The following is a 21,054-nucleotide window of genomic DNA, read 5'->3' on the forward strand; positions in this document are numbered from 1 at the left end:
GGCCGACCGGATCACCGACGATTCTCGCTCACGCATGCTGGGCGTCGTATTCCGCGAGCACCGCCCATCCGGCCGGGTCGGCGTGCGCGAACAACCGGTACCAGCCATCCAGCACATGCGGCTCGTACACGCCGAGCCGGCCGAGCACCTCGCGCGCGAATTCGAACGGAGCGCTCGCGCTGGCGGTGATCACGTCGCCGTCGGTGACGGCAGGGGCCTCGACGTAGTGGTCGGCGCCCGAATACCCGCTGTAGAGCAGGAATTCCGCGACATTGCTGGTGTGTTTGCGGGTGTCGAGCAGGCCGGCCTTGGCCAGGCCGAACGTCGCGCCGCAGATCGCGGCGACCGGGACACCGGCGGCCACGAACTCGCGCGCCTTGTGCGTGAACGGATCCAGTTCCGGCCCCTCCCAGGTCTCCGCCCCCGGCAGGATCAGCATCGCGCTGCCGGCGGGCGTGAGATCGGCGAGCACGACGTCCGGCACGATGCGCATCCCACCCATCGTGGTGATCGGCTCCGCGCTCAGCCCCACCGTCCTCACCTGCCACGTTCCCGGCTCCCGATGCCAGCTCGGCTTGTTGATGTGCGCGGTGGCCGCGCCCACCTCCCAGTCGGCGAGGGTGTCGTAAACGGCCATGTGCACTGTCTTCGTGGTCATGACAGTATGCTGTCATATTTGACAGGATACTGTCAACCCCCGACGGCGTGTGCCGGGTCGAGCACGAAGCGGGACGACACGGCGAAGCGGCAACTACGCTGGGGGCATGCGGATCTCGGTGGCGGCGGACGAGCGGGTCGGGGTGGCCGAGGAACTGGTCGGCGAGCTGGGCAAGCGCGGTCACGAGATCGTGCTGCACGGCGCGCTGTCCGCCGAGGAGCGTGACGACTGGGCATGGGCCAGCGAAGCGGCGGCCCGTGACGTGGCTCGAGGCCATACCGACCAGGCGATCGTCTGCTGCTGGACCGGCACCGGCGCCTCGATCGCGGCCAACAAGGTCCCCGGCGTGCGCGCCGCGCTCTGCGCGGACGCCTCGACCGCGGCGGGCGCCCGCACCTGGAACGACGCCAACGTCCTGGCCCTGAGCCTACGTTCGACCTCCAGCGCCGAACTCCGCGAAATCCTCGACGCCTGGTTCACCACCGAACCGAGCGCCAGCCCCGACGACCAGGCCAATATCGCCCATCTCGCCGAAATCGAACGCGCCATCGAGGCCTGACGAAGCCGCCGGACTCCGCGTGACGCGCTCCATCGACAGCATGTGAAGGGGGGCGACCGGGCCCGCCTGCGAGGGCGACGGAACCCGGCGATACGGTCGAGGCATGCTCGTGCAGGGCCCCGGCGGCACGTTCGGGAACTATTCTCTCGAACGCTTGCTGGGTCGCGGCGGCATGGGCGAGGTGTGGTTGGCACACGACCATGACGGGCGCGCCGTCGCACTCAAGGTGCTGTCCGCGGCGTACACCGCCGATTCGCTCTATCGACAGCGCTTCGAGCGGGAGGCGCGGTTGGGCGCCCGGGTACGCAATCCGCACATCGTGACGATCCACGCATTCGGCGAGGTCGACGGCCACCTGTTCTTGGAGATGGCCTATATCGAGGGTGTCGACCTCGGCACACGCCTGAAATCGGGCGCGCTGCCACCGGATCGGGCCGTCGACGTCATCGTCCAGGCCGCCGAGGCGCTGGACGCCGCGCACGCGGCCGGACTCGTGCACCGCGATGTGAAGCCGGGCAACATCCTCCTGCACACCAGCGGTTTCGTGTATCTGATCGACTTCGGTATCGCCCGTGCCGCCGACAGCACCGCGCTCACCGCTACCGGGCTGGTGGTCGGCACACTGGGGTACATGGCGCCGGAGCGATTCACCGGCACGGTCGACGCCCGGTCCGATGTCTATTCGCTGGCCTGCGTGCTCTACGAAACCCTCACCGGAAAACCGCCCTACGGCGAAGGCGATCCGGCACAGCAGATGCACGCGCACCTGACGAGCGAACCGCCGCGTGCCGCGCGGGCTGCCCGCGACGTCCCGGCCGCACTCGACGCCGTCATAGCCCGGGGGATGGCCAAGGAGCCGGACGCGCGCTACAGCAGCGCGGGGAATTTCGCCGCGGCGGCCTCGGCTGCCCTGGCCCGATCCGCACCTGCGCTACCGCCCCCGCCTGTCACGCATACCACGGCACCGGCCGGCCACCCGGCTACTCGGAAGCTGACGGCCGCCACCCCGACGCCCCCGACGGCCGAGGTTCGTTCAGCCGCTCAGGCCGGGCAACGCGATCATCGATTGCGCGGATGGATACCCTTCGCCGCCGGAGCGGCGCTCGTCGCCGCGGTGGGGTTGTGGCTGCTCGGAAGCGGCATCGACTTCGGGTCCGCACCTGTTGCGGGTCCGACGGCCAGCGAAGCCGCCACGCCGACCGATGCCTCGCTGCCGTCGACCGGCGGGCAGGCCGCGAATCCGGGTCCTGCCGTGCGCGACGGAAACTTCGCTTTCACCGTGACCGGCGTGGCCTCCGACGCGACAACCGCGGCCGATTCCCACACAATCGTGACACTTACGGTCACCAACGTGTCCGACCGCGAACAAACCCTTGTCGTAGCCGATCAACGGCTGGTGACCACCGGCGGCCGCTCCGTCCCGCCCGACGCGGTGGTCACCGCCGAACTCAATTCGCCCGGCGACTCCGCGCGCCTCGCTCCCGGCCGCGTCAGTACGATCCGACTGGCCTTCGACCTGCCCGGCAAGAACAAGAACGGCAAGAAGAACGACAAGAAGGACGATGTCGCGAGCCACTTGATTCTGCGCGGCGCACCGTCGTCGCCCGGCGTCACCGTGCCGATCGGCTGACCGATCGCGCGACGGTTCCGTGGTCAGGAAAGGGCGTGGTCGAGGTCGTCCAGGAGGTCTTCGACGTCTTCGAGGCCCACCGAGATGCGCACGACGCCGTCGGTCAGGCCGATGGTTGCCCGGCCTTCGGGGCCCATGGCGCGGTGGGTGGTGGTGGCCGGGTGCGTGATCAGGCTCTTGGCGTCACCGAGGTTGTTGGAGATGTCGACGATGCGCAACCCGTTCAGGACTTCGAAAGCGCGCTTCTTCGCCTCGTTCTGGGGTGCGTTCAGCTCGAAGGTGACCACGGTGCCGCCTCCGCTCATCTGACCGGTGGCCAGCGCGTGCTGCGGATGTGATTCCAGGAACGGGTATCGCACCCAGCTGACGGCCGGGTTGCTCTCCAGGAAGCGGGCGATGCGCAGGGCGGACTCCGTGGAATGGCGCACCCGCAGCGGCATCGTCTCCAGACCCTTGAGCAGTGTCCACGCGTTGAACGGGCTCAGCGCCGGACCGGTATGGCGCATCAGCGTTTTCACCGGCCCGCCGATGTAGTCCTGCGCGCCCAGAATCGCGCCGCCCAGCACGCGGCCTTGCCCATCGATGTGCTTGGTGCCCGAGTAGACCACCACGTCGGCGCCGAGTTCGAAGCCACGTTGCAGCAGCGGAGTGGCGAACACGTTGTCCAGCACGACTTTCGCACCCGCCGCGTGCGCCAGCTCGGTTACCCGGCGCACGTCGACCAGCGTCTGCATCGGATTGGCGGGCGTCTCGAAGAACACCGCCTGGGTGGGCACCGACAGCGCCTGTTCCCACTGGTCGAGATCCTCGCCATCGACGAAGACGGTCTCCACGCCCCAGCGCGGCAGGATCTCGTTGCACACCACGAAGCACGAGCCGAACAGGCTGCGCGCGGCGACGAGCCGGTCGCCCGCGCTCAGCAGCGCGCCCAGCGCGGTGAACACCGCGGACATGCCACTCGCGGTCGCGAAGCACGCTTCGGCGCCGTCGAGCAGGCGCATCCGCTCCTCGAACATGGCCACGGTGGGGTTGCCGTAGCGGGAGTAGACGAAGTGCTCCACCTCGCCGGTGAACGCGGCCTCGGCGGCCTCGGCACTCTCGTAGACGAAGCCGGAGGTCAGAAAGAGCGCCTCGGCGGTCTCCTCGAAACCGGAGCGCCGCAGGCCGCCACGCACGCCGAGCGTCGCGGGGCCGACGCCGTCAGGCAGTGGCTTGTCGAACGCGCCGCCGGTGATCACGACTGCCGCCAGGGCAGTCCGAGGGCACGCCAGCCCGCGCCGCCGCGATGCCCGAATTCGTCGAGCGGGCCTTCGAAGCCCTCGAGCACGTTGTAGGAGGTGCGGTAACCCGCCGACGTGGCGGTGATCGCCGCGCCCACCGAACGCTGGCCGGAGCGACAGAGGAAGACGACGGGAGCATCGGGGTCGTGACCGTCGAGCGCCTGCTTCAACTGCTCGACGAACGCCTCGTTGCGCGCACCCGTCGAGTCGACCCACTCGATCAGCACGGTCGGCCGTTCGATGGAGCTCGTGTCGGGGACGCCGACGAACCTCCATTCCGCTTCCGTCCGCACGTCCACCAGGACGGCTTCGGGATTGTCCCGCAACAGTTCCCATGCCTGCTGCGGAGTGATGTCACCGGCATAACTCATGTGCACCTCCTGCGAATCCGCACTTGCCGCGCCCGGGACCGGGGCGCCGCCAGGTCGTCACCCGGAGCACCCCACCGCGGAGGAGGGTTGCCGACCAGTAATGCCGGGGCTTGACACTGGTTCTCATGACCTTCGACTGAGATTGCACCGACCCGGGTCACCCTGTCAAACCCTGGCGCGCACCGCGCGAACGCTCAGGTGCAGACCAGCCACTTGCCGCCGGACCTGGTGAGATTCCAGGTCGACGTCGCCTCCCGCCCGTCCACCTTCGTCGTCACGGTCGCCTTGCCCCGGTCGCCGTCCACCATGGGGCTGTCGATTTTCGTGATCTCGACCGGCTTTCCGGCGCCGTCTCGGCCCGCCAGCGGCGAGCGGCTCGCGTCGAAACCCTGGCAGGCGGTGCCCGGCGGCGGCACGGCGTCGCTGCGATTGGAGCCGTCGACGAAATTGCGGACGGCCGCCACGAGGCGGTCGGCTTCTGTGACATTTTTCTCAGCGGGCGACAGCACACCGCCGAGCACGATCGCGATCAGCACGATCGCCGCGACCACCGCGGCCGCGATGAACGGGGCCGCGGAGCGCTTGTCGGTCTGATCGACCCGGATGATCTCATCCTCGCCCGGGGTCGGCTGCTGTTCGCTCATGACTCGATGATCCCTGGTCGGCGCGGGTATCGAGCGCTCGGCCCCCGGCTCAGGACCGCGGCGATCACGACCGGGGCCGGGCGGCCGCGATAGGCGGCGCGGAACCGGGTAAGCGACGGATGTGGCTTGCGATGACATCCGCCGAGTTCACGCACCGCCGCGGGGTGGGATCGACCATCCCGATAGAATCGCGGAACGGCGTCCTGCTGTCATAGCGAATCGGCAGCTCCACGCCGCGGAACGGAGCACCGTGCAGCCACGAGCCGGCAACGCCGGCGTCCGCACCGGACGGGTGCGACGAGCCGGTGCGTCAACTTAGCCTAAGCTAAGCCCAGACGTCATTCATTGTTTCGACCATAAGGTGCGCGTAAAAGATGACCGAACAGAGTGCAGTAGAGGACGGCGGTGTCCGTGAGCCCTCCACGGTGACGCAGGCTTCCTCCTCCGGGCCTGACGCGCACACCGCGAAGACCCGCCCGCTCCGCATCGCGATCGTGGGCGCCGGACCGGCCGGGATCTACGCCGCCGACGCGTTGATGAAGTCCGATGCCGAGGTGAGCATCGACCTGTTCGAGCGCATGCCCGCGCCGTTCGGGTTGATCCGCTACGGCGTCGCGCCCGACCATCCGCGGATCAAGGGCATCATCACCGCCCTGCACAAGGTGCTGGACAAGCCGCAGGTGCGCCTGCTGGGCAATATCGACTACGGCACCGACATCACCCTCGACGACCTGCGCGCCTTCTACGACGCGGTGATCTTCTCCACCGGCGCCAACGCCGACCGCGCCCTGCCGATCCCCGGGATCGATCTGGACGGCTCCTTCGGCGCCGCCGACTTCGTCTCCTGGTACGACGGCCACCCCGACGTGCCCCGCACCTGGCCGTTGGACGCGGAGAAGGTCGCGGTCCTCGGCGTCGGCAACGTCGCGCTGGACGTCGCGCGCGTGCTGGCCAAGACCGGCGACGAGCTGCTGCCCACGGAGATCCCGCCGAACGTCTACAAGGGCCTGAAGGCCAACAAGGCCGTGGAAGTCCACGTCTTCGGCCGTCGCGGCCCGGCACAGGCCAAGTTCACCCCGCTGGAACTGCGCGAACTCGACCACTCGCCCACCATCGAAGTCATCGTCGACCCCGAGGACATCGACTACGACGAAGGCTCCGAAGCCGCGCGCCGCCACTCCAAGCAGGTGGACATGGTCGCCAACACCCTCGAGCAGTGGGCCATCCGCGACGCAGGCGACCGCCCGCACAAGCTGTTCCTGCACTTCTTCGAATCGCCCGCCGAGGTGCTCGGCGAGAACGGCAAGGTGGTCGGCCTGCGCACCGAGCGCACCCAGCTCGACGGCACCGGCAACGTCAAGGGCACCGGCGTGTTCAAGGACTGGGACGTGCAGGCGGTCTACCGTGCTGTCGGCTACCTGTCGCAGAACCTGACCCACCTGCCGTTCGACGACCAGGCGGGCACCGTGCCGAACGAAGCGGGTCGCGTGATCACCGACGAGAACGCCGACGGCGCCGCGCGGTACATGCCCGCCACCTACGTCACCGGCTGGATCAAGCGCGGCCCCGTGGGCCTGATCGGTCACACCAAGGGCGACGCCAACGAGACCATCGCCTGCCTGCTGGACGACGCTCCCAGCTTCGCACCGGCCGAGCGGCCCGAACCCGAGGCCGTCACCGAGTTCCTGGAGAGCAAGGGCATTCCGTTCACCACCTGGGCCGGCTGGTACCGCCTGGACGCGCACGAGCGCTCCCTCGGCGAGCCCGAGGGCCGCGAGCGGGTCAAGGTGGTGGAGCGCGAGGACATGCTGCGCGCCAGCGAACCGCACAAGGTCTGATCACCCGGCTGCGAACGACTCCGCTGCCACCGCGACACCCCCGCTGTGGCAGCGGAAAATCCGACACTGAGGCATTCTGTACAAGTGTTCGATGCCCACCTGCACATCTTCGACCCGCGGTTTCCGTTGGCCGAGAACGAGGGCTACCTGCCCGACCCGTTCACCATCGCCGATTACCGCAAGCGCATGTCGCGATTCGACATCGGCGGCGGCGCGGTGGTCAGCGGGTCGTTCCAGGGCACCGACCAGACGTACTTGAAGGCCGCCCTCGCCGAACTCGGTCCGGGCTGGGTCGGTGTCACCCGGCTCGACCTCGACGCCAGCGACGAGGAGATCCTCGAACTGGACCGCATCGGCGTGCGCGCGCTGCGCTTCAACCTCAAACGCGCGGCCACCGACATCACCGGGATGACGTTGCAGGCGCTGCGCGCGTACGAATTGGCGGGCTGGCACGTCGAGGTCTACATCGACGGCACGATGCTGGCCTCGCTGCAACCCGTCATCTCCAAGCTGCCCGCGCTGTCGGTCGACCATTTGGGCATGTCCGCGGAGGGCGTGCCTTTCCTGCTCGATCTCGTCGATCGCGGCGCCAAGGTCAAAGCGACGGGTTTCGGCCGGGTCGCCATGAACGTGGCCGACACGCTGCGCCGCATTCACGCCGTGAATCCCGAAGCCCTGATGTTCGGCACCGATCTGCCCGGCACTCGCGCCGGGCGCCCGTTCGAGGACTCGGACGTCGATCTGCTCTGTGACGTCGTGGGCACCGACATGTACGCGGTGCTGGAGGACAACGCACGCGCGTTCTACCGTCTCCCGGCCCGCGAGCGCACCGTCAGCACCGACCACGCCCCCACATTGCCGCTGTACCGCCCGGAACCGCCGACCCTGCGGCTGCGCCGCGACGAACTGCCCGACGAAAGCCGTGCGGGAGACACGATTCCGTTCCCCGCCATCGATCGGTAGCGCTCAGACGGCGAAGACGCCTACCACCCAGACCACGACGGCCAGCAGCGCGCCGAAGAGCTCGATCATGATGGACAGACCGACGCCCTTCAACGCGTGCACCGTCGCCTGCCAGGCCTGCCGGTTGACGCGCAGCCGCTGGAGTTCCGAAAGGTACACGCCGAGAACGAACCCCACGAACAGGCCGACCACCGGGATCACGAAGAAGCCGACCACGCCGAGTACCGCACCGAGGAAGACCGCGCGGTTGGACACCCCCGCGTCCTTCATCCTGCGCCCGGGCCAGGTGTATTTGACGACGCCGGAGAGCACCAGCAGCAACGTGCTGATCGCGAAAACCGTCCAGGCCGTGGCGCCCCCGGTCAGGAAGGTCCAGACGGCGATGGCCCCGAAGATCAGGATGACACCCGGCAGGATCGGCACGACGACCCCGACGAGGCCGACCAGAATCACAAGGCCGGCGAGAAGGGTGTACCACCCCTGATCAGACAGCGCGTCCACACGTGCAGCCTATAGCGGCGAGCGCTCCCGAGCTGTTCATGAGATTTCGCCATCTCGCAGGAACTCGGCGAGTGCTTCGTTGAAGCGCTCCGGTTCCTCCGAGAACGGCGCATGACCGCTGTGCTCGAAGCGCACCGCCTTCGCGTTCGGCAATTGCGCCGCGAGCCATTCGTCGAGCGGACCGGGGAAGATCTTGCTCTGCGCCCCGTAGATCAGCAGTGCGGGCACGGTGACCTCGGGCAGGACCTGCCGGAAGTCGGCGAAGGCCATGTCATACCAGACGGCGCAGGCCGCGGCGGTCGGCGTTTGCGCCGTCTCCGCGTACACCGCGTCGATCACCTCCGGTGGCGGGGTGTCGGCGAAGCATGCCGCGATGAACGGCTTGATCACCGACGGCCGCGCGTACTTCACCGCCTGCACGAAAACCGCGAGATCACTCTGGGAGTAGCCGCCCTGGAGCGGAAAGTCCCAGCCCGGCGCGTCGAGAAATCGCGGCGACTGGTCCACGAAGACCACCGAATGCAGCCGCTCACAATCGAACTGCTGAATGTAGGCGAGTATCACCGCTGTGCCCATCGACCAGCCGACCAGGCATACGTCATCGAGCGAGAGGTGATCGAGCAGACTGCGGATGTCCCGTGCGTACTGCGCGAGAGTATGCCCGTCGTCGGTCTTCCCAGAGGCGCCGTGCCCGCGAAGATCGAGATTGATCACCCGGTTTCCCGCCGCCAGGGCGGGCACGTTCTGCGCCCAGAAGGTGCTGTTCATGGTCCATCCGTGAATGAGCACGACAGGACGCCCGGTCCCGTGATCCTCGTAGTACATCGGCACACCGTCGGGCAGTTCGAAGTATGGCATCGACAACCTCCAGTTCACGAGAAATGGTTTCGCACACGATGGCGCGCATTCCTCGCGCGGAGAAGGCGCCGAACGGGGGTTGCATGAACGTTGCAGCGCAGCGCAACCCGTTGTCAGGGCGATGGCGCGGTACTTACTCTGGTCTCGACGCCAGGACGTCTCCGGGCGGTAGGACACTGTGGCCGATCGAAATACGACGAGGCACCCGCTTTTGGTGACAAGGCAGACGCACTTGATGCGTGCGGACGTGCGCGCCTCGTGGGATCGCGCCCGTGGTCGCGGCCTGCATCCGGACCGGCATCTGCCCGAGGTCGGCCTGACCGACGACGAGGTGCGCACCTGGCGCAGAAATCACCGGATGGCCTCGGTCTGGCCGGTCCTGTTCGCGAGCCTCGAGGGTGCCGCGTTCGAACCGGGCCACGTCCTGTTCGGCGCCGACGCGGACGGCCATTTGCTCTGGGTACAGGGCGATTCGACGACCAGACGAGCAGCGGGACGAGCCAATCTCGTGCCAGGAGCGCGCTGGCACGAAACCGAAGCGGGCACCAACGGCGTGGGCACCGCTCTGGCTCTGGGGCGCGCGTTCCAAGTCCGCGGCACCGAGCACTACCTGTCGGTGGCCGCGGACTTCACCTGCACGGCAGCACCGATCAGGGACCCGGTGGGTGGCGCTGTGATCGGCGTAGTCGACGTCACCTGCAGACTTCGCCACACGAATGCGCTGGCGTTGCCTCTGGTCACGACCGCGGCGCGGCTGGCCGAGGCGCACCTTCGTGAACTCACCAGGCGGCATGACGCCGAGGTGCGCACCCGCTACCTGGATCGTGTCCTCAGCCGGGCCGGCGACCGCGGCGCCCTGCTGTCGCACGAGGGCCGGCTGTTGCACGCGTGGCCTCCGGGTTGGCTGCCCGATGTCTGGCCCGCACCACTGGTCGAGGGCGAAACCGAACTGCCCGACGGTCGGCGCGTAGTAATCGAAAGGCTCGCGCCGGGCGGACCCTTCTCCGTCTACGCTCTGCCGGACAGCGTTTCGGGCGCGCGGGCGCCCCGCGTGAGCGCACTGGGCCGTGCCCGCGCCCTGCTGTGGATGGACGGCGTCGTCCACGAACTGAGTCCTCGGCACAGCGAGCTGGTGGTTCTTCTGCTCGACAACCCCCACGGGCTGACCGCGGCGCACTTGGCCGAAGAGCTGTACGGGACCGGCGGAAAGACGGTAACGGTACGAGCGGAACTGGCCAGGCTCCGGCGAATCGTCGGATATCGCCTGGTGTCGGACCCGTACCGGCTCGACCCTCGAATCCACGCCGACTTCCGGCAGGTGGAGGCCGGTCTCGGGCCGGGATCCGGCAGCGAGCTCCGGAATCGATATCCAGGTACTTTGCTGCCCGACTCCCAGGCTCCCGGCATTCGACGAATAAGACATCGATTGCACAGCAGGCTGGTATCCGCTGATCGTTGGTGACAGCCTCCGGCGCCCGGCGATTCCCAGTGATGAGGACCACGCGGTAACACCCGACGTCACAATTGATCTCGGCCACAGCGCTGGGCGAGAGACGTGCCGGATGGGCTTGTGGGCATGCGGAGGTGATTGTGACCAGCGGGGAAGTGGCTCACCTCGTGGAGGAACAGGCAGCGAGCGAGGGCGGACCCGCCGACAACTCGACCGGCATCCCGGGGCCCGCGACCCCTGCGGCCGAGCGGAAAGACCCCGGTATCGCCGCCCAGGCAGCCCGTGCTCTCACCGATCTGGCGCGGCACGCGCCCGGCGCAACCACCGCTGCGCCCACGTCGAACTCACGCGCGCAACCCGTTTCCGCACCCGCTACCGCCCCCAACGGCGCACAACCACCACCGGCTACCGGCACTGCGGTCCCCGGCGGGGCTGTGGCGCCGCAGCCCGGTGGCCTGGTGGCACCGCCCGAGGGCGCCGCACCGCCGTCGAACGCCGCCGCGCCACCAGCGAGCGGCGAGCCCGCCGCACCTCCGCCCGGGATCGACCCGGAGATGATCGCGAGCCTCGCCCCGGCCGCCATGACGGCCGGGTCGATGGCCATGATGGCGCTGCCGATGCTGGCGCAGGCGCTCTCCGGCCTCGCGGGCGGCGGATCCGGCGCGGGCTCGGGCGGGTCGAAAGCCACCGACACCGCCGCTGCGGGAGCCGCAATGACTCCGGAGGCCCAGCGAGCGCTGGAGGCGTTGAAAAAGCTGGAGGCGCTGTACGGCACCGACGGCGACGCGGCGGGCACCGCAAGTCTGGGGGCACGCCCCAGTGGATCGGTCGGCTCGGGCGCGGGAGCGACAGCGATCAAGGCGCGAGCGCTGTTCCAGAAGAACGCGGCGAAGGCGTTCGACAACCTGGACAACGACCTCGCGCGATACATTTCCGGCCTGGCCGGGGACAGCCGGGCCGACCGGAAAGCCGTGGTCCGGCTGATCCGAGATGTCAACGTGCAACTCGCCGAACTCGGGCCCAGCGCCTACACCAAGGAAGGTCAGCGGAAGGTACACCAGATACTCTCCGAGGCTCTGCGGAAAGCCCAGACCATAGTCCGGGGAGGACAGGCCAAGGCGACCGAAACCGCCGCCATGGTGGACCGCCTCACCGCGCAATACCTCAACGGCATAGCCGGAAAACACACCAGGCTCGCGAGCGCGTTGCCGGGCGACGGCCGCCCCCGCTCGCCCCTCGACCCGGGGAAATACCGAATCACCTCGCACTACGGTCCCCGGGGCGGCAAGCACCACGGCGGGCTCGACCTCGCCGCCCCGTCCGGCACGCCCATCTACGCCGCCACCGGCGGCACCGTGGTCAAAGCGGGCAACTTCGGCGACGGGTACGGCTATCAGGTTCGGATCCGGTCCGCCGACGGCACCGAGACCATCTACGCCCACCAGACCCCGGGCAGCATCCGGGTCCAGAGCGGCCAGCGAGTCGCCGCGGGCACCGTGATCGGCGCCGTCGGGTCCACCGGCAACTCCACCGGCCCGCACTTGCACTACGAGGTGCGGCGCAACGGCCGCCCTGTCGAGCCCGTCGCCTATCTCGCGTCGCAGGGTGTTCGAGTATGACCCGGCTCCGGCCGCAGCGTTATTGTCATACTGTCAATACACCTCCCGGTCACGTCCGGGAGGACGCACCGGCCAGCGGTGCGCTGGATCAACGACGAACCGAGGTAGGGCGTGAGCAATCCATCCACCGCCGAGCGAGGCCCGCTCGCGGGCATCAAGGTCATCGAGTTGGCCGGTATCGGCCCTGGTCCACACGCCGCGCTGCTGCTCGCCGATCTGGGCGCCGACGTGGTGCGGGTGCAGCGGGCGGGCCAGCTGCCCGGCGGGTTCGACCGGCCGCAGCTGCGTGGCCGGACCATCGTCGAGGCCAACCTCAAGGACCCGGCCGACATCGAGAAGGTGCTCGGTCTCATCGAGAAGGCGGACGTGCTGATCGAGGGCTTCCGCCCCGGCGTCACCGAGCGGATGGGCCTCGGCCCGGACGACGCGCTCGCCCGCAACCCGCGCCTGGTCTACGGGCGGATGACCGGATGGGGCCAGGAGGGCCCGCTGGCCGACCGCGCCGGGCACGACATCAACTACATCTCCATCACCGGCGTGCTGCACGCCATCGGCCGCAAGGGTGAACGCCCGGTTCCGCCGCTGAACATGGTGGGCGATTTCGGCGGCGGCTCGATGTTCCTGGTGTTCGGCATCCTCGCCGCGCTGGTCGAACGGCAGCAGTCCGGCAAGGGCCAGGTGATCGACGCGGCCATGGTCGATGGCGCCCTTGCCCTTTCGCACATGATCTGGGGCATGCGCGGCGTCGGCGCCTGGTCCGACGAGCGCGGGGTGAACCTGCTCGACACCGGGATGTCGTTCTACGACACCTACGAAACCGCCGACGGAAAGTACATGGCGGTCGGTGCGATCGAACCGCAGTTCTACGCACAGCTGCTCGCCGGCCTGGAGATCGACGCGGACGGCCTGCCTTTCCAGCTCGACCCCGCCGGTCAGGACACGCTGAAAAAGCTGTTCACCGAACGTTTCCGGACCAAGACCCGGGACGAGTGGGCCGAGATCTTCGTCGGCACCGACGCGTGCGTCTCGCCCGTGCTCACCTTCGAGGAGGCGAAGCGCAACGAGCACGTCGCCGCCCGCGGCTCCCTGATCGAGCTGGACGACATCACCCAGCATGCCCCCGCCCCGCGATTCTCCCGTACCCCGAACGGGATTCCGACCCCGCCGCCGACCACCGCCACTCCGATCGAGTCGGTCTGGGCCGACTGAGGGCGGAGCGGGGTGTCGCGGCGCATCGCCGCGGTACCCCGCTCGCTGATTGAAAGTTGCAACAAACCAACCGGTTCGACAGTTTGGCACCCCACCTGCCATACTGTCCGCGAGCTGGCGGCCTTCGAGAACAGCGGATCTCATCGAGACCGATCCGGTCCGCTCCTTGACCGCAGCTCGAGCTGGAGGCCGAGGCGCCGTGCGAGCTTTCCGCACGCCGCCCGAGCACGACAAGCCGGCCCCGAGGGGTGGCCGGCCGATCGTGCCCGGCGGCGCTCGGAGGGGAAGTGCCGCCGGCGGAGGCTCCCCCCGCGGCGGCGAGATCGCCTCAGTAGCAGGTCAACGGCGTCAACGGGTCCGCGGCGCGCGGTGTGAGCGCCACATAGGCGGAGGCAATGGCCTTGACCGCCAATCGCAATTCCGGTTCCCGATGGGTGAACGGCAGCCGCAGGAACCGTTCGAAAGCGCCCTGCACACCGAATCGAGGCCCGGCCGCGAGCAGTACACCGTGGTTGGGCGCCGTGGCGGCGAGCGCCGTGGAGACCGAAGTCGGCAGCTGTGCCCACACCGACATGCCACCCGCGCCGACGGTGACGCGCCAGTCCGGCAGTTCCTCGGCGAGCGTGTCGAGCAGAGCGGCACGCTGCGAACGCAATTGGCCGCGCCTGCGGTCGAGAATGATGTCCGCGTGCTCGAGCAGGTGCACGGTGGCCAACTGGTCCATCACCGGGGTGCCGAGGTCCACCGTGGAGCGGATGCCGAGCAGTTTGGTGATCAGCGCCTGATTGGTCCGGATCCAGCCGACGCGCAGACCGCCCCAGAACGACTTCGAAGCCGAGCCGATGGTGACGATCTCGGCGCCCTTGGCGAAGGCCGCGACCGGCGGCTGTGCGACGTCCTCGCTCAGCCCGAGATCCGCCATGGACTCATCGATCACGACGGTCATCCTGGTTTCTCTCGCGATCGCGGCGAGTTCGGCGCGGCCGTCGGCGTCCATCAGCAGGCCGGTCGGGTTGTTGTAGTCCGGCACCAGATAGGCCAGGCTGGCCGCGGTCTGCCGGGCGGCGCTGCGGATGCCGTCGAGATCCCAGCCGCCCGCCGGGTCCTCCGGTCGCAGCGGCACCGGCACCGGCCGGGCGCCGACGTCACGGATCGCCTCGATGGCATTCGGATAGGTCGGGTGGTCGATGAGCACGCGGGCGGCGGGCGCCGTGAGCACGTTCAGCAACAGCCGCAGACCGTGCTGGGCGCCGAGGGTGACCAGGATCTGGTCGGGCTCGGTCGGCAAGCCGCGCGCGGTGTAGCGGCGGGCGATCGCCTCGCGTAGCGCGAGCACGCCGACCGGGTCCATGCCGTGGGTGCCGAGGTATGCCGGAATCCCTTCCAGAGCAGCCGAATACGCGTCCTGCATCTCCAGCGGGGCGGCCATGGCGGCATAGGTCATGTCGATGGTGGGCAGCTCGGGCGAGCCCATCATCGCGAGGATGCTCCTGGCCGGTTTGACGCCGTCGTGCTGCACGTCCTGGGGCAGGGCCACCGTGCTGCGTGATCCCTGACGGCTGATCAGGTAGCCGTGCTCGCGCAGCAGCGCGTAGGTGGAGGTGATGGTGGTGCGGCTGACCCCGAGGGTGGCGGCGAGATCGCGTTCGCTGGGCAACGCGACACCCAGCGGCGCGCGACCGTCGTGGATCAGCAGCCGGATGCCTTCGGCGAGCGCCAGGTACGCCGGGCGGGTGGACCGCCGCCCGGCCGCGTCCGGCTCACCATCGTCCGCGTGCCGCCAGCGGCCCAGATCGCGGGCCAGGCTGCCCGCGCCGATCACTCTCGTCGCCATGCGGTCCAGTATCGGCCGATTGGATATTTCTTGGCAAGGCCAGTGGCGCGCACGCTGGCGGATATGACCGCCCTCGCCACACTGCTCCTGCTCGCCCTGTCCGGCTACCTGATCTACCGGTACGCACCGAGCCGCGACGAACGCGCGTTCCGTCTCGAACGCTTCCATCCGGGCACGCCGATGTCCGACCAAACCCTCTCCTACTACGACCACCAGCGGCGATACTCCGACCTCGCCGCGATCTACGGCCACAGCGACATGCCGGACCCGGCCTCGCCCAGCATGGCGAAGTCCACGGCGATCGCCCCTCGGCCGCCGGCGTCCGCGCTCGGCCTGTCATCACGGAAGGCCGCCTCACCCGCACCAGGCCAGTGCGGCGGCAGCACGCGCCCCAGCATGTCCGCCCCGCTCGCCCGCCGCGCCGAGCCCGGAGGCGCTCGACGTGTCGAAGGCGCATCAAAGGCCAGTTCGGATTAACTGGACTGCCCATTGCGAACTTGTCGGTCCGTCGGTGCAGACTTGGCAACATGAGTGACGCCACTCGCCTCACCTCCCCGACCGATCGCCCCGCCGAGGCCACCGGTTCCACCACGCAGCCCGTGGCCTCCGGCCGTGCCGCGGCGGCGCTGTTCGACACCGCGATCGGTTGCTGCGCCATCGCATGGAGCGGTGCGGGGGTGATCCGATTCCAACTCCCGGAGGCGGGCCCGGCGGCCACCCGCGCGCGCATCACCCGCCCTCGCGCTGGGGAAGAGGTTCACGAAGAAACACCCACCGCCGCCATCGCCGAGGCCATCACGGGCATCCGCGCCCACCTCGCGGGCGAGCTCGACGATCTGCGCTGGATTCCGGTGGACACCAGCGGAATTCCGGACTTCCACCGCGCCGTCTACACCGTCACACGTGCCATCGACCCCGGCCACACTCTCAGCTACGGCCAAGTCGCCGACCGTGTCGGCGCACCGGGCGGAGCCCAGGCGGTCGGACAGGCCCTGGGCCGCAACCCGATTCCGCTGATCATCCCGTGCCACCGCGTGCTCGCCGCCGACCACGCGCTACACGGCTTCTCCGCCCCCGGCGGAATCGATACCAAGCAACGCCTGCTGACCATCGAACGCACCTCAGGATTCGGCGAGCCCACCTTGTTCTGAGCGGCCGCGCGCGGACCCTGGTGTGGTCCAGACCTGATGCGCTCGTCGCGGCACGGACTCGGGGTGATCACCTAGCTCGACCACATGGGAATATCGGTCTGCCCGCCCTGATGGCCGCACCCGCCACATCGGTGTCGAGCAGCCCACCATCCAGCGCACAGCTCAGTCGATCGGGTGCGCGCGGAAGAACTCGCAGGCGTCTCCGGTGATGTATCCCTCGGCGCAGCCGAAGTACGTCTGGATGCAGGCGTTGGTGGAGCAGCCGAGTTCGATCAGCTTCTGCCTGATCCGGGCGTTGCGCTCTTGGGGCGTCTCGGTTTTCGGCGCCACCGTCGCCGAGGTGAGCGGCGAACTGGTGACCGGCTGCGGCTGCCCGTCCGAGCATCCGGCGGCCAGGACCAGACCGGCCGCCATCGCACTCACCACCGCGGTCGATCGCACGGTCATCCTACGCTCCCGGTCTCGCCGCGCATCAGCGCTCCGAGCGACTCGCGATCGGTGACATCCATCTTGATGCAGGCCCGGTAGAGATGGCCCTCGACGGTGCGCACCGAAACGGTGAGCCGGTCGGCGATCTGCCGGTTGGACAGGCCCGCGGCGACGAGGTTCGCGATCTCGCGTTCCCGGGCGGTCAAGGGCAAGGGCTGCGCGGCCTGCCGCAGCGCCGGAGTGCTCGCTCCGCCGCACGCCGCGGCTAGCCGGTTGGCCGCGGCGGCGGACTCCAGCAGCCTGCGCCGATCGCCTGCTCGCTCATGTGCCGAGGCGGCCTGCGCCGCGGCGTCGGCGGCCGACAGCAGCACGCCGATGCGCTCGAATTCGGCGGCGGCCGCGTCGAGCCCCGGTCCGTCATGAGCGGCCAGCGCCACCGCGTGCCGCGCTTGCACCTGCACCAACCGCCCGTCCACCCGGGTGGCCAGCTCGGCGAGGCGTCCGGACACGGAATGGTCGCCGAAACGGGCCGCGGTGTGCAGCGCCAAAGCCTCGATCGCGTGCTGATGCGAGCGCGCTGCCGCGTCGGCCGCGTTGACCGCGATCCGGATGGCCGGGGTCACGGTTCCCTCGGCGGCGGCCAGCCAGGCGCGGGCCACTTCCAGCTGCGGCTCGTACACGGCGCTGTGCCTGCCACCCCGCGCGGTGGCGTGCGCGATCGATTCGGCGGCCTCGCCGGGGCGACCGAGCGCCGAATACGCCTCCGCCAGACGAATTCTCGCCGGGAACATCCATGCCGCGGCGCCCTCCGCGGCAAGTGCGGCCAGCGCCTGTTCCAGATTCTCGATGGCGTCCAGGAACCGGCCCTGCGCCGCGTCGACGGTGCCCTGCAAGATCTTCGACATGCCCCAGGCCAGGTATTGGCCCGGCGAGGAGTAGCCGACGAACGCCCCGGCGCGGCGTCGTGCGGCCTCCAGATCGCCGGTGAAGGTCAGCGCGAGCACCTCGGCGTGCGTGGACATGAAGCGGTTGAGCCCGTCGATGTGCTCCTCCACCTCGTGCCCGCGGGCCGCGTACTGCCTGGCCGCCTCACCCTTGCCCATCAGCGCCAGCGCCAGCCCGCCGCCGAACGCCGCCCACCACACCGCCCACGGCGGGGCGCCCTCGGCGGACATCACCGTTTCCGCCTCGGCGATCGCGTCGTCGACCCGGTTCTCGTTCACCAGACTCGCGGAGGCCAGACCGGTGAAGATGGCCGCGATCTTCGGATGCCGCACCTTTCCGCGCACCAACTTCAGCACCTCGTCGGCGCGGTCGGCATCACCCATGGCCCACAGCAGATTCGCCACCCGGGTACTGCCCCAGCGCGCCAGCTGCACCTCGTCGAGCTCGTCGGGGTCGAAACTGGCCAAGGTGCGCTCGGCCTCGATCCGGTGCCCCTGCCAGAGCAGGGCACGCGCCAGCAGGTCGGCGGATTCCACGCCGCCACGCCGCTCCACCGCGGCCCGCGCGAAGCGCTCGCCCAGGGGCAGGTTCGCCAATCCGATCGCGTCGGCCGCGGCCGCCTCGAACAATTCCAGATCCGCGGATTTGTCGCTGTCCAGGGCCAATTCGGCCAGCCGGATACGGTCGGCGGCGGAATTGATCCGGCGTTCCTTCAGCGACGAATACAGCCTGCCGCGCAGCCGCCGCGCCGAGGCGATACCGAGCCGGCGCCGGATCACCTCACCGAACAGCGGGTGGTTGTAGCGCACGATCAGTTGTCGCGAATTCTCCACCACGCGGATCACGCCGCGCGTTTCCGCGGCCTCGACCGCGTCCTCGCCCGCCAATTCGGCGAGGACGTCGAGATCGATCGGTTCACAGAAGGTCAGTAGTTCCAGCACTCGCAGCACCGGCTCCGGCAGCTGCTCGACCCGGTCTTCCAGCAGTGCGGCCAGCTCCGAGGTCACCGCGGCTCGGCCGCGCAGCTGCCATACCCCGTTGACCTGGCGCAGCGTGCCCGCCTCCAGCGCTCCCTCGACCAAATGCCGCAGGAACAACGCGTTTCCGGCGGAAGACTCCCACATCAGATTGGCGGTGAACCCCTCGAGCTGCCCGCCGAGCATCGACTCCACCAGCTCCACGCTCTGGCGCTGGGTGAACGGACGCAGGTCGATGCGCGTCAAATGGCCGTCTTTCCACAGCGACGTGACGGCGTCCGGCACCGGGACTCCACTGCGGACGGTCACCACGATGTGCGCGGCCTTGTCGATCGCCAGCTGGAGCAACAGCGTGGCGGAGAGCTGATCGAGCAGATGGGCGTCGTCCACGCCGATCACCGTGTCCCCGTCGGCGAGCAACGCCTCCCGCGCCGCCGACATGAACGTGACCGGATCGTGTGCCGTGTAGACGCCGACCATGTGCGCGAACACCCCCAGCGGGATGCTGCGCGCCGACTCGGTGCCCGCGACCCAGCGCACGTTGCCGCCGATCGCGGAGGTGGCATGCCTGGCCAGGGTGGTTTTGCCCACCCCGGCGTCGCCGGTCAGCACCACACCGACGTGCTCCGGACCGGTCAGTGCCGCGCGGATCGCCTCGAATTCGCTTTCGCGCTCGATCATCGGCCAGTTCCGAGCCATGCTCTAACTGTAGTTCTTCACCGATCATGATCGAAGCCGAGCGAGCACGATCGATGGGGCTAATTTGTGGTGATCGTGCCGAATTTCCGCTGGACCGCGCGGAATTCGAACAGGTTCTAGCCGAGTACGTCGTGCCGGACGATGGTCTGATCCCGGCCGGGACCCACGCCGATGCACGAAATACGGGCGCCGGAGAGCTCCTCCAAACGCAACACGTACGCCTGGGCATTGGCGGGCAGCTCCTCGAAGGTGCGCGCGCCGGAAATGTCCTCCCACCAACCGGGCATTTGCTCGAAAATCGGCTTCGCGTGATGGAATTCGGTCTGCGTGGTCGGCATCTGCTCCACCCGCTCGCCATCGACCTCGTAGGCGACGCAGATCGGCACCGTGTCCAGACTGGATAGAACGTCCAGTTTGGTGAGGAAGTAGTCGGTGATGCCGTTGACCCGGGTGGCGTAGCGCGCGATCACCGCGTCGAACCAGCCGCAGCGACGGGCGCGGCCGGTGGTGACGCCGACCTCGCCGCCGGTCTTGGCCAGGTAGGCGCCGAACTCGTCGAACAACTCGGTCGGGAACGGGCCGGAACCGACCCGGGTGGTGTAGCACTTCAGGATGCCGAGCACCGTGTTGATCCGGTTCGGTCCGATGCCCGCGCCGACCGCCGCGCCGCCCGATGTCGGGTTCGACGAGGTGACGTACGGATAGGTGCCGTGGTCGACGTCCAGCAGCGTGCCCTGCGAGCCCTCCAGCAGGACGGTCTCGCCGCGCTCCAGCGCCAGATTCAGCTTCAGCCGGGTGTCGGCGATCCGGTGTTTGAAGCTGTCGGCTTGGGTGAGCACCTCGTCGACCACCTGCTGCGGATCCAGCGCGCGGCGGTTGTAGATCTTGACCAGCACCTGGTTCTTGAACTCCAGCGCCGCCTCGACCTTCTGGGTGAGGATCTTCTCGTCCAGCACGTCCGCCACGCGCACGCCGACGCGGGCGACCTTGTCCTGGTAGCACGGCCCGATACCGCGGCCGGTGGTGCCGATCTTCTTGTTGCCGAGGAAGCGTTCGGTGACCTTATCGATGGCCACGTGGTACGGCATGATCAGGTGCGCGTCGGCCGAGAGCAGCAGACCGGAGGTGTCGACACCGCGCTCTTCCAGACCCGCGAGCTCGTCGAGCAGCACGCCGGGGTCCACGACGACGCCGTTGCCGATGACATTCGTCACGCCCGGGGTCAGGATGCCGGAGGGAATCAGGTGCAACGCGAAGTTGTCACCGTTCGGCAACACCACGGTGTGACCGGCGTTGTTGCCGCCTTGGTATCGGACCACCCACTGCACCCTGCCGCCGAGCAGGTCGGTTGCTTTGCCCTTTCCCTCGTCACCCCACTGGGCGCCGATGAGGACGATTGCCGGCATGGTCGTGTCTCCTACGGTTCGACAGGCAACACT

The 21,054-nt window shown here is 68.9% G+C and carries 19 protein-coding genes and 1 riboswitch; of the genes, 9 read left to right on the plus strand and 10 right to left on the minus strand.

Annotation, left to right across the window (positions count from 1 at the left end):
• Window positions 1-28: 28 nt before the first annotated feature.
• On the minus strand, window positions 29-658 hold the full coding sequence (locus LTT66_RS09955) for a type 1 glutamine amidotransferase family protein (RefSeq protein WP_233066144.1): 630 nt from the start codon (window positions 656-658) through the stop codon (window positions 29-31).
• 106 nt (window positions 659-764) lie between these two features.
• Between LTT66_RS09955 and LTT66_RS09960 the strand changes: the two genes are divergently transcribed.
• Window positions 765-1,217, plus strand: a complete 453-nt coding sequence (locus LTT66_RS09960; protein ID WP_233066146.1) for an RpiB/LacA/LacB family sugar-phosphate isomerase — start codon at window positions 765-767, stop codon at window positions 1,215-1,217.
• 103 nt (window positions 1,218-1,320) lie between these two features.
• On the plus strand, window positions 1,321-2,847 hold the full coding sequence (locus tag LTT66_RS09965) for a serine/threonine-protein kinase (RefSeq protein ID WP_233066148.1): 1,527 nt from the start codon (window positions 1,321-1,323) through the stop codon (window positions 2,845-2,847).
• Between the two features lie 23 nt (window positions 2,848-2,870).
• On the opposite strand, the gene LTT66_RS09970 is transcribed toward LTT66_RS09965, so the two are convergent.
• From LTT66_RS09970 to LTT66_RS09980, 3 genes are all read right to left on the minus strand, one after another.
• Window positions 2,871-4,085 carry an O-succinylhomoserine sulfhydrylase gene (locus LTT66_RS09970; protein ID WP_233066151.1) on the minus strand — a complete coding sequence of 405 codons (1,215 nt, stop codon included), beginning with the start codon at window positions 4,083-4,085 and terminating at the stop codon, window positions 2,871-2,873.
• The gene (locus LTT66_RS09975) at window positions 4,082-4,498 is read right to left on the minus strand and encodes a rhodanese-like domain-containing protein (RefSeq protein WP_181724991.1); all 417 of its coding nucleotides are present in this window, start codon (window positions 4,496-4,498) and stop codon (window positions 4,082-4,084) included. The genes LTT66_RS09970 and LTT66_RS09975 overlap by 4 nt, the downstream gene beginning before the upstream one ends.
• A 14-nt stretch (window positions 4,499-4,512) precedes the next feature.
• Window positions 4,513-4,629, minus strand: a riboswitch (SAM riboswitch).
• Between the two features lie 63 nt (window positions 4,630-4,692).
• Window positions 4,693-5,142 carry an Rv0361 family membrane protein gene (locus LTT66_RS09980; RefSeq protein ID WP_233066153.1) on the minus strand — a complete coding sequence of 150 codons (450 nt, stop codon included), beginning with the start codon at window positions 5,140-5,142 and terminating at the stop codon, window positions 4,693-4,695.
• Between the two features lie 485 nt (window positions 5,143-5,627).
• Here LTT66_RS09980 and LTT66_RS09985 point away from each other — a divergent pair, with 485 nt between their 5' ends.
• On the plus strand, window positions 5,628-6,980 hold the full coding sequence (locus LTT66_RS09985; protein WP_408638834.1) for an FAD-dependent oxidoreductase: 1,353 nt from the start codon (window positions 5,628-5,630) through the stop codon (window positions 6,978-6,980).
• Window positions 6,981-7,064: 84 nt separating this feature from the next.
• Complete coding sequence (locus tag LTT66_RS09990) at window positions 7,065-7,943, plus strand: amidohydrolase family protein (RefSeq protein WP_233066156.1); 879 nt, start codon at window positions 7,065-7,067, stop codon at window positions 7,941-7,943.
• Between the two features lie 3 nt (window positions 7,944-7,946).
• On the opposite strand, the gene LTT66_RS09995 is transcribed toward LTT66_RS09990, so the two are convergent.
• Window positions 7,947-8,444: a DUF456 domain-containing protein gene (locus LTT66_RS09995; protein WP_233066158.1), complete on the minus strand. Its 498-nt coding sequence runs from the start codon at window positions 8,442-8,444 to the stop codon at window positions 7,947-7,949.
• Between the two features lie 36 nt (window positions 8,445-8,480).
• Window positions 8,481-9,302, minus strand: a complete 822-nt coding sequence (locus LTT66_RS10000; protein ID WP_195066297.1) for an alpha/beta fold hydrolase — start codon at window positions 9,300-9,302, stop codon at window positions 8,481-8,483.
• A gap of 214 nt (window positions 9,303-9,516) precedes the next feature.
• On the opposite strand from LTT66_RS10000, the gene LTT66_RS10005 reads away from it, so the two are divergent.
• The 3 genes from LTT66_RS10005 (at window position 9,517) to LTT66_RS10015 (ending at window position 13,580) form a co-directional block, all read left to right on the plus strand.
• On the plus strand, window positions 9,517-10,764 hold the full coding sequence (locus tag LTT66_RS10005) for a GAF domain-containing protein (RefSeq protein ID WP_233066160.1): 1,248 nt from the start codon (window positions 9,517-9,519) through the stop codon (window positions 10,762-10,764).
• A gap of 128 nt (window positions 10,765-10,892) precedes the next feature.
• Entirely contained in the window at window positions 10,893-12,371 is a 1,479-nt protein-coding gene (locus LTT66_RS10010; protein ID WP_233066162.1) for a peptidoglycan DD-metalloendopeptidase family protein, read from the plus strand.
• A 111-nt stretch (window positions 12,372-12,482) separates the two neighbouring features.
• Window positions 12,483-13,580: a CaiB/BaiF CoA transferase family protein gene (locus LTT66_RS10015; protein ID WP_233066164.1), complete on the plus strand. Its 1,098-nt coding sequence runs from the start codon at window positions 12,483-12,485 to the stop codon at window positions 13,578-13,580.
• A 328-nt stretch (window positions 13,581-13,908) separates the two neighbouring features.
• Here the strand turns inward: LTT66_RS10015 and yczR are convergent, their stop codons facing one another.
• Window positions 13,909-15,414, minus strand: coding sequence for a MocR-like transcription factor YczR (gene yczR, locus LTT66_RS10020; RefSeq protein WP_233066168.1), 1,506 nt, complete (start codon window positions 15,412-15,414; stop codon window positions 13,909-13,911).
• Window positions 15,415-15,444: 30 nt separating this feature from the next.
• Here yczR and LTT66_RS10025 point away from each other — a divergent pair, with 30 nt between their 5' ends.
• Window positions 15,445-15,891: a hypothetical protein gene (locus LTT66_RS10025; protein WP_233066171.1), complete on the plus strand. Its 447-nt coding sequence runs from the start codon at window positions 15,445-15,447 to the stop codon at window positions 15,889-15,891.
• Between the two features lie 50 nt (window positions 15,892-15,941).
• Window positions 15,942-16,565: a methylated-DNA--[protein]-cysteine S-methyltransferase gene (locus LTT66_RS10030; RefSeq protein ID WP_233066174.1), complete on the plus strand. Its 624-nt coding sequence runs from the start codon at window positions 15,942-15,944 to the stop codon at window positions 16,563-16,565.
• A gap of 162 nt (window positions 16,566-16,727) precedes the next feature.
• Here LTT66_RS10030 and LTT66_RS10035 read toward each other — a convergent pair whose 3' ends face one another.
• The 3 genes from LTT66_RS10035 to LTT66_RS10045 form a co-directional block, all read right to left on the minus strand.
• A complete protein-coding gene (locus LTT66_RS10035) occupies window positions 16,728-17,012 on the minus strand; it encodes a hypothetical protein (protein WP_233066175.1) in 285 nt (94 codons plus the stop codon).
• On the minus strand, window positions 17,009-19,615 hold the full coding sequence (locus LTT66_RS10040) for a helix-turn-helix transcriptional regulator (protein ID WP_233066177.1): 2,607 nt from the start codon (window positions 19,613-19,615) through the stop codon (window positions 17,009-17,011). The genes LTT66_RS10035 and LTT66_RS10040 overlap by 4 nt, the downstream gene beginning before the upstream one ends.
• Window positions 19,616-19,731: 116 nt before the next feature.
• The gene (locus LTT66_RS10045; RefSeq protein WP_043699502.1) at window positions 19,732-21,021 is read right to left on the minus strand and encodes an adenylosuccinate synthase; all 1,290 of its coding nucleotides are present in this window, start codon (window positions 21,019-21,021) and stop codon (window positions 19,732-19,734) included.
• Window positions 21,022-21,054: the final 33 nt, after the last annotated feature.

Origin of the sequence: Nocardia gipuzkoensis (genome assembly GCF_021183645.1) — a bacterium.
GTDB classification, from domain to species: Bacteria; Actinomycetota; Actinomycetes; order Mycobacteriales; family Mycobacteriaceae; genus Nocardia; species Nocardia abscessus.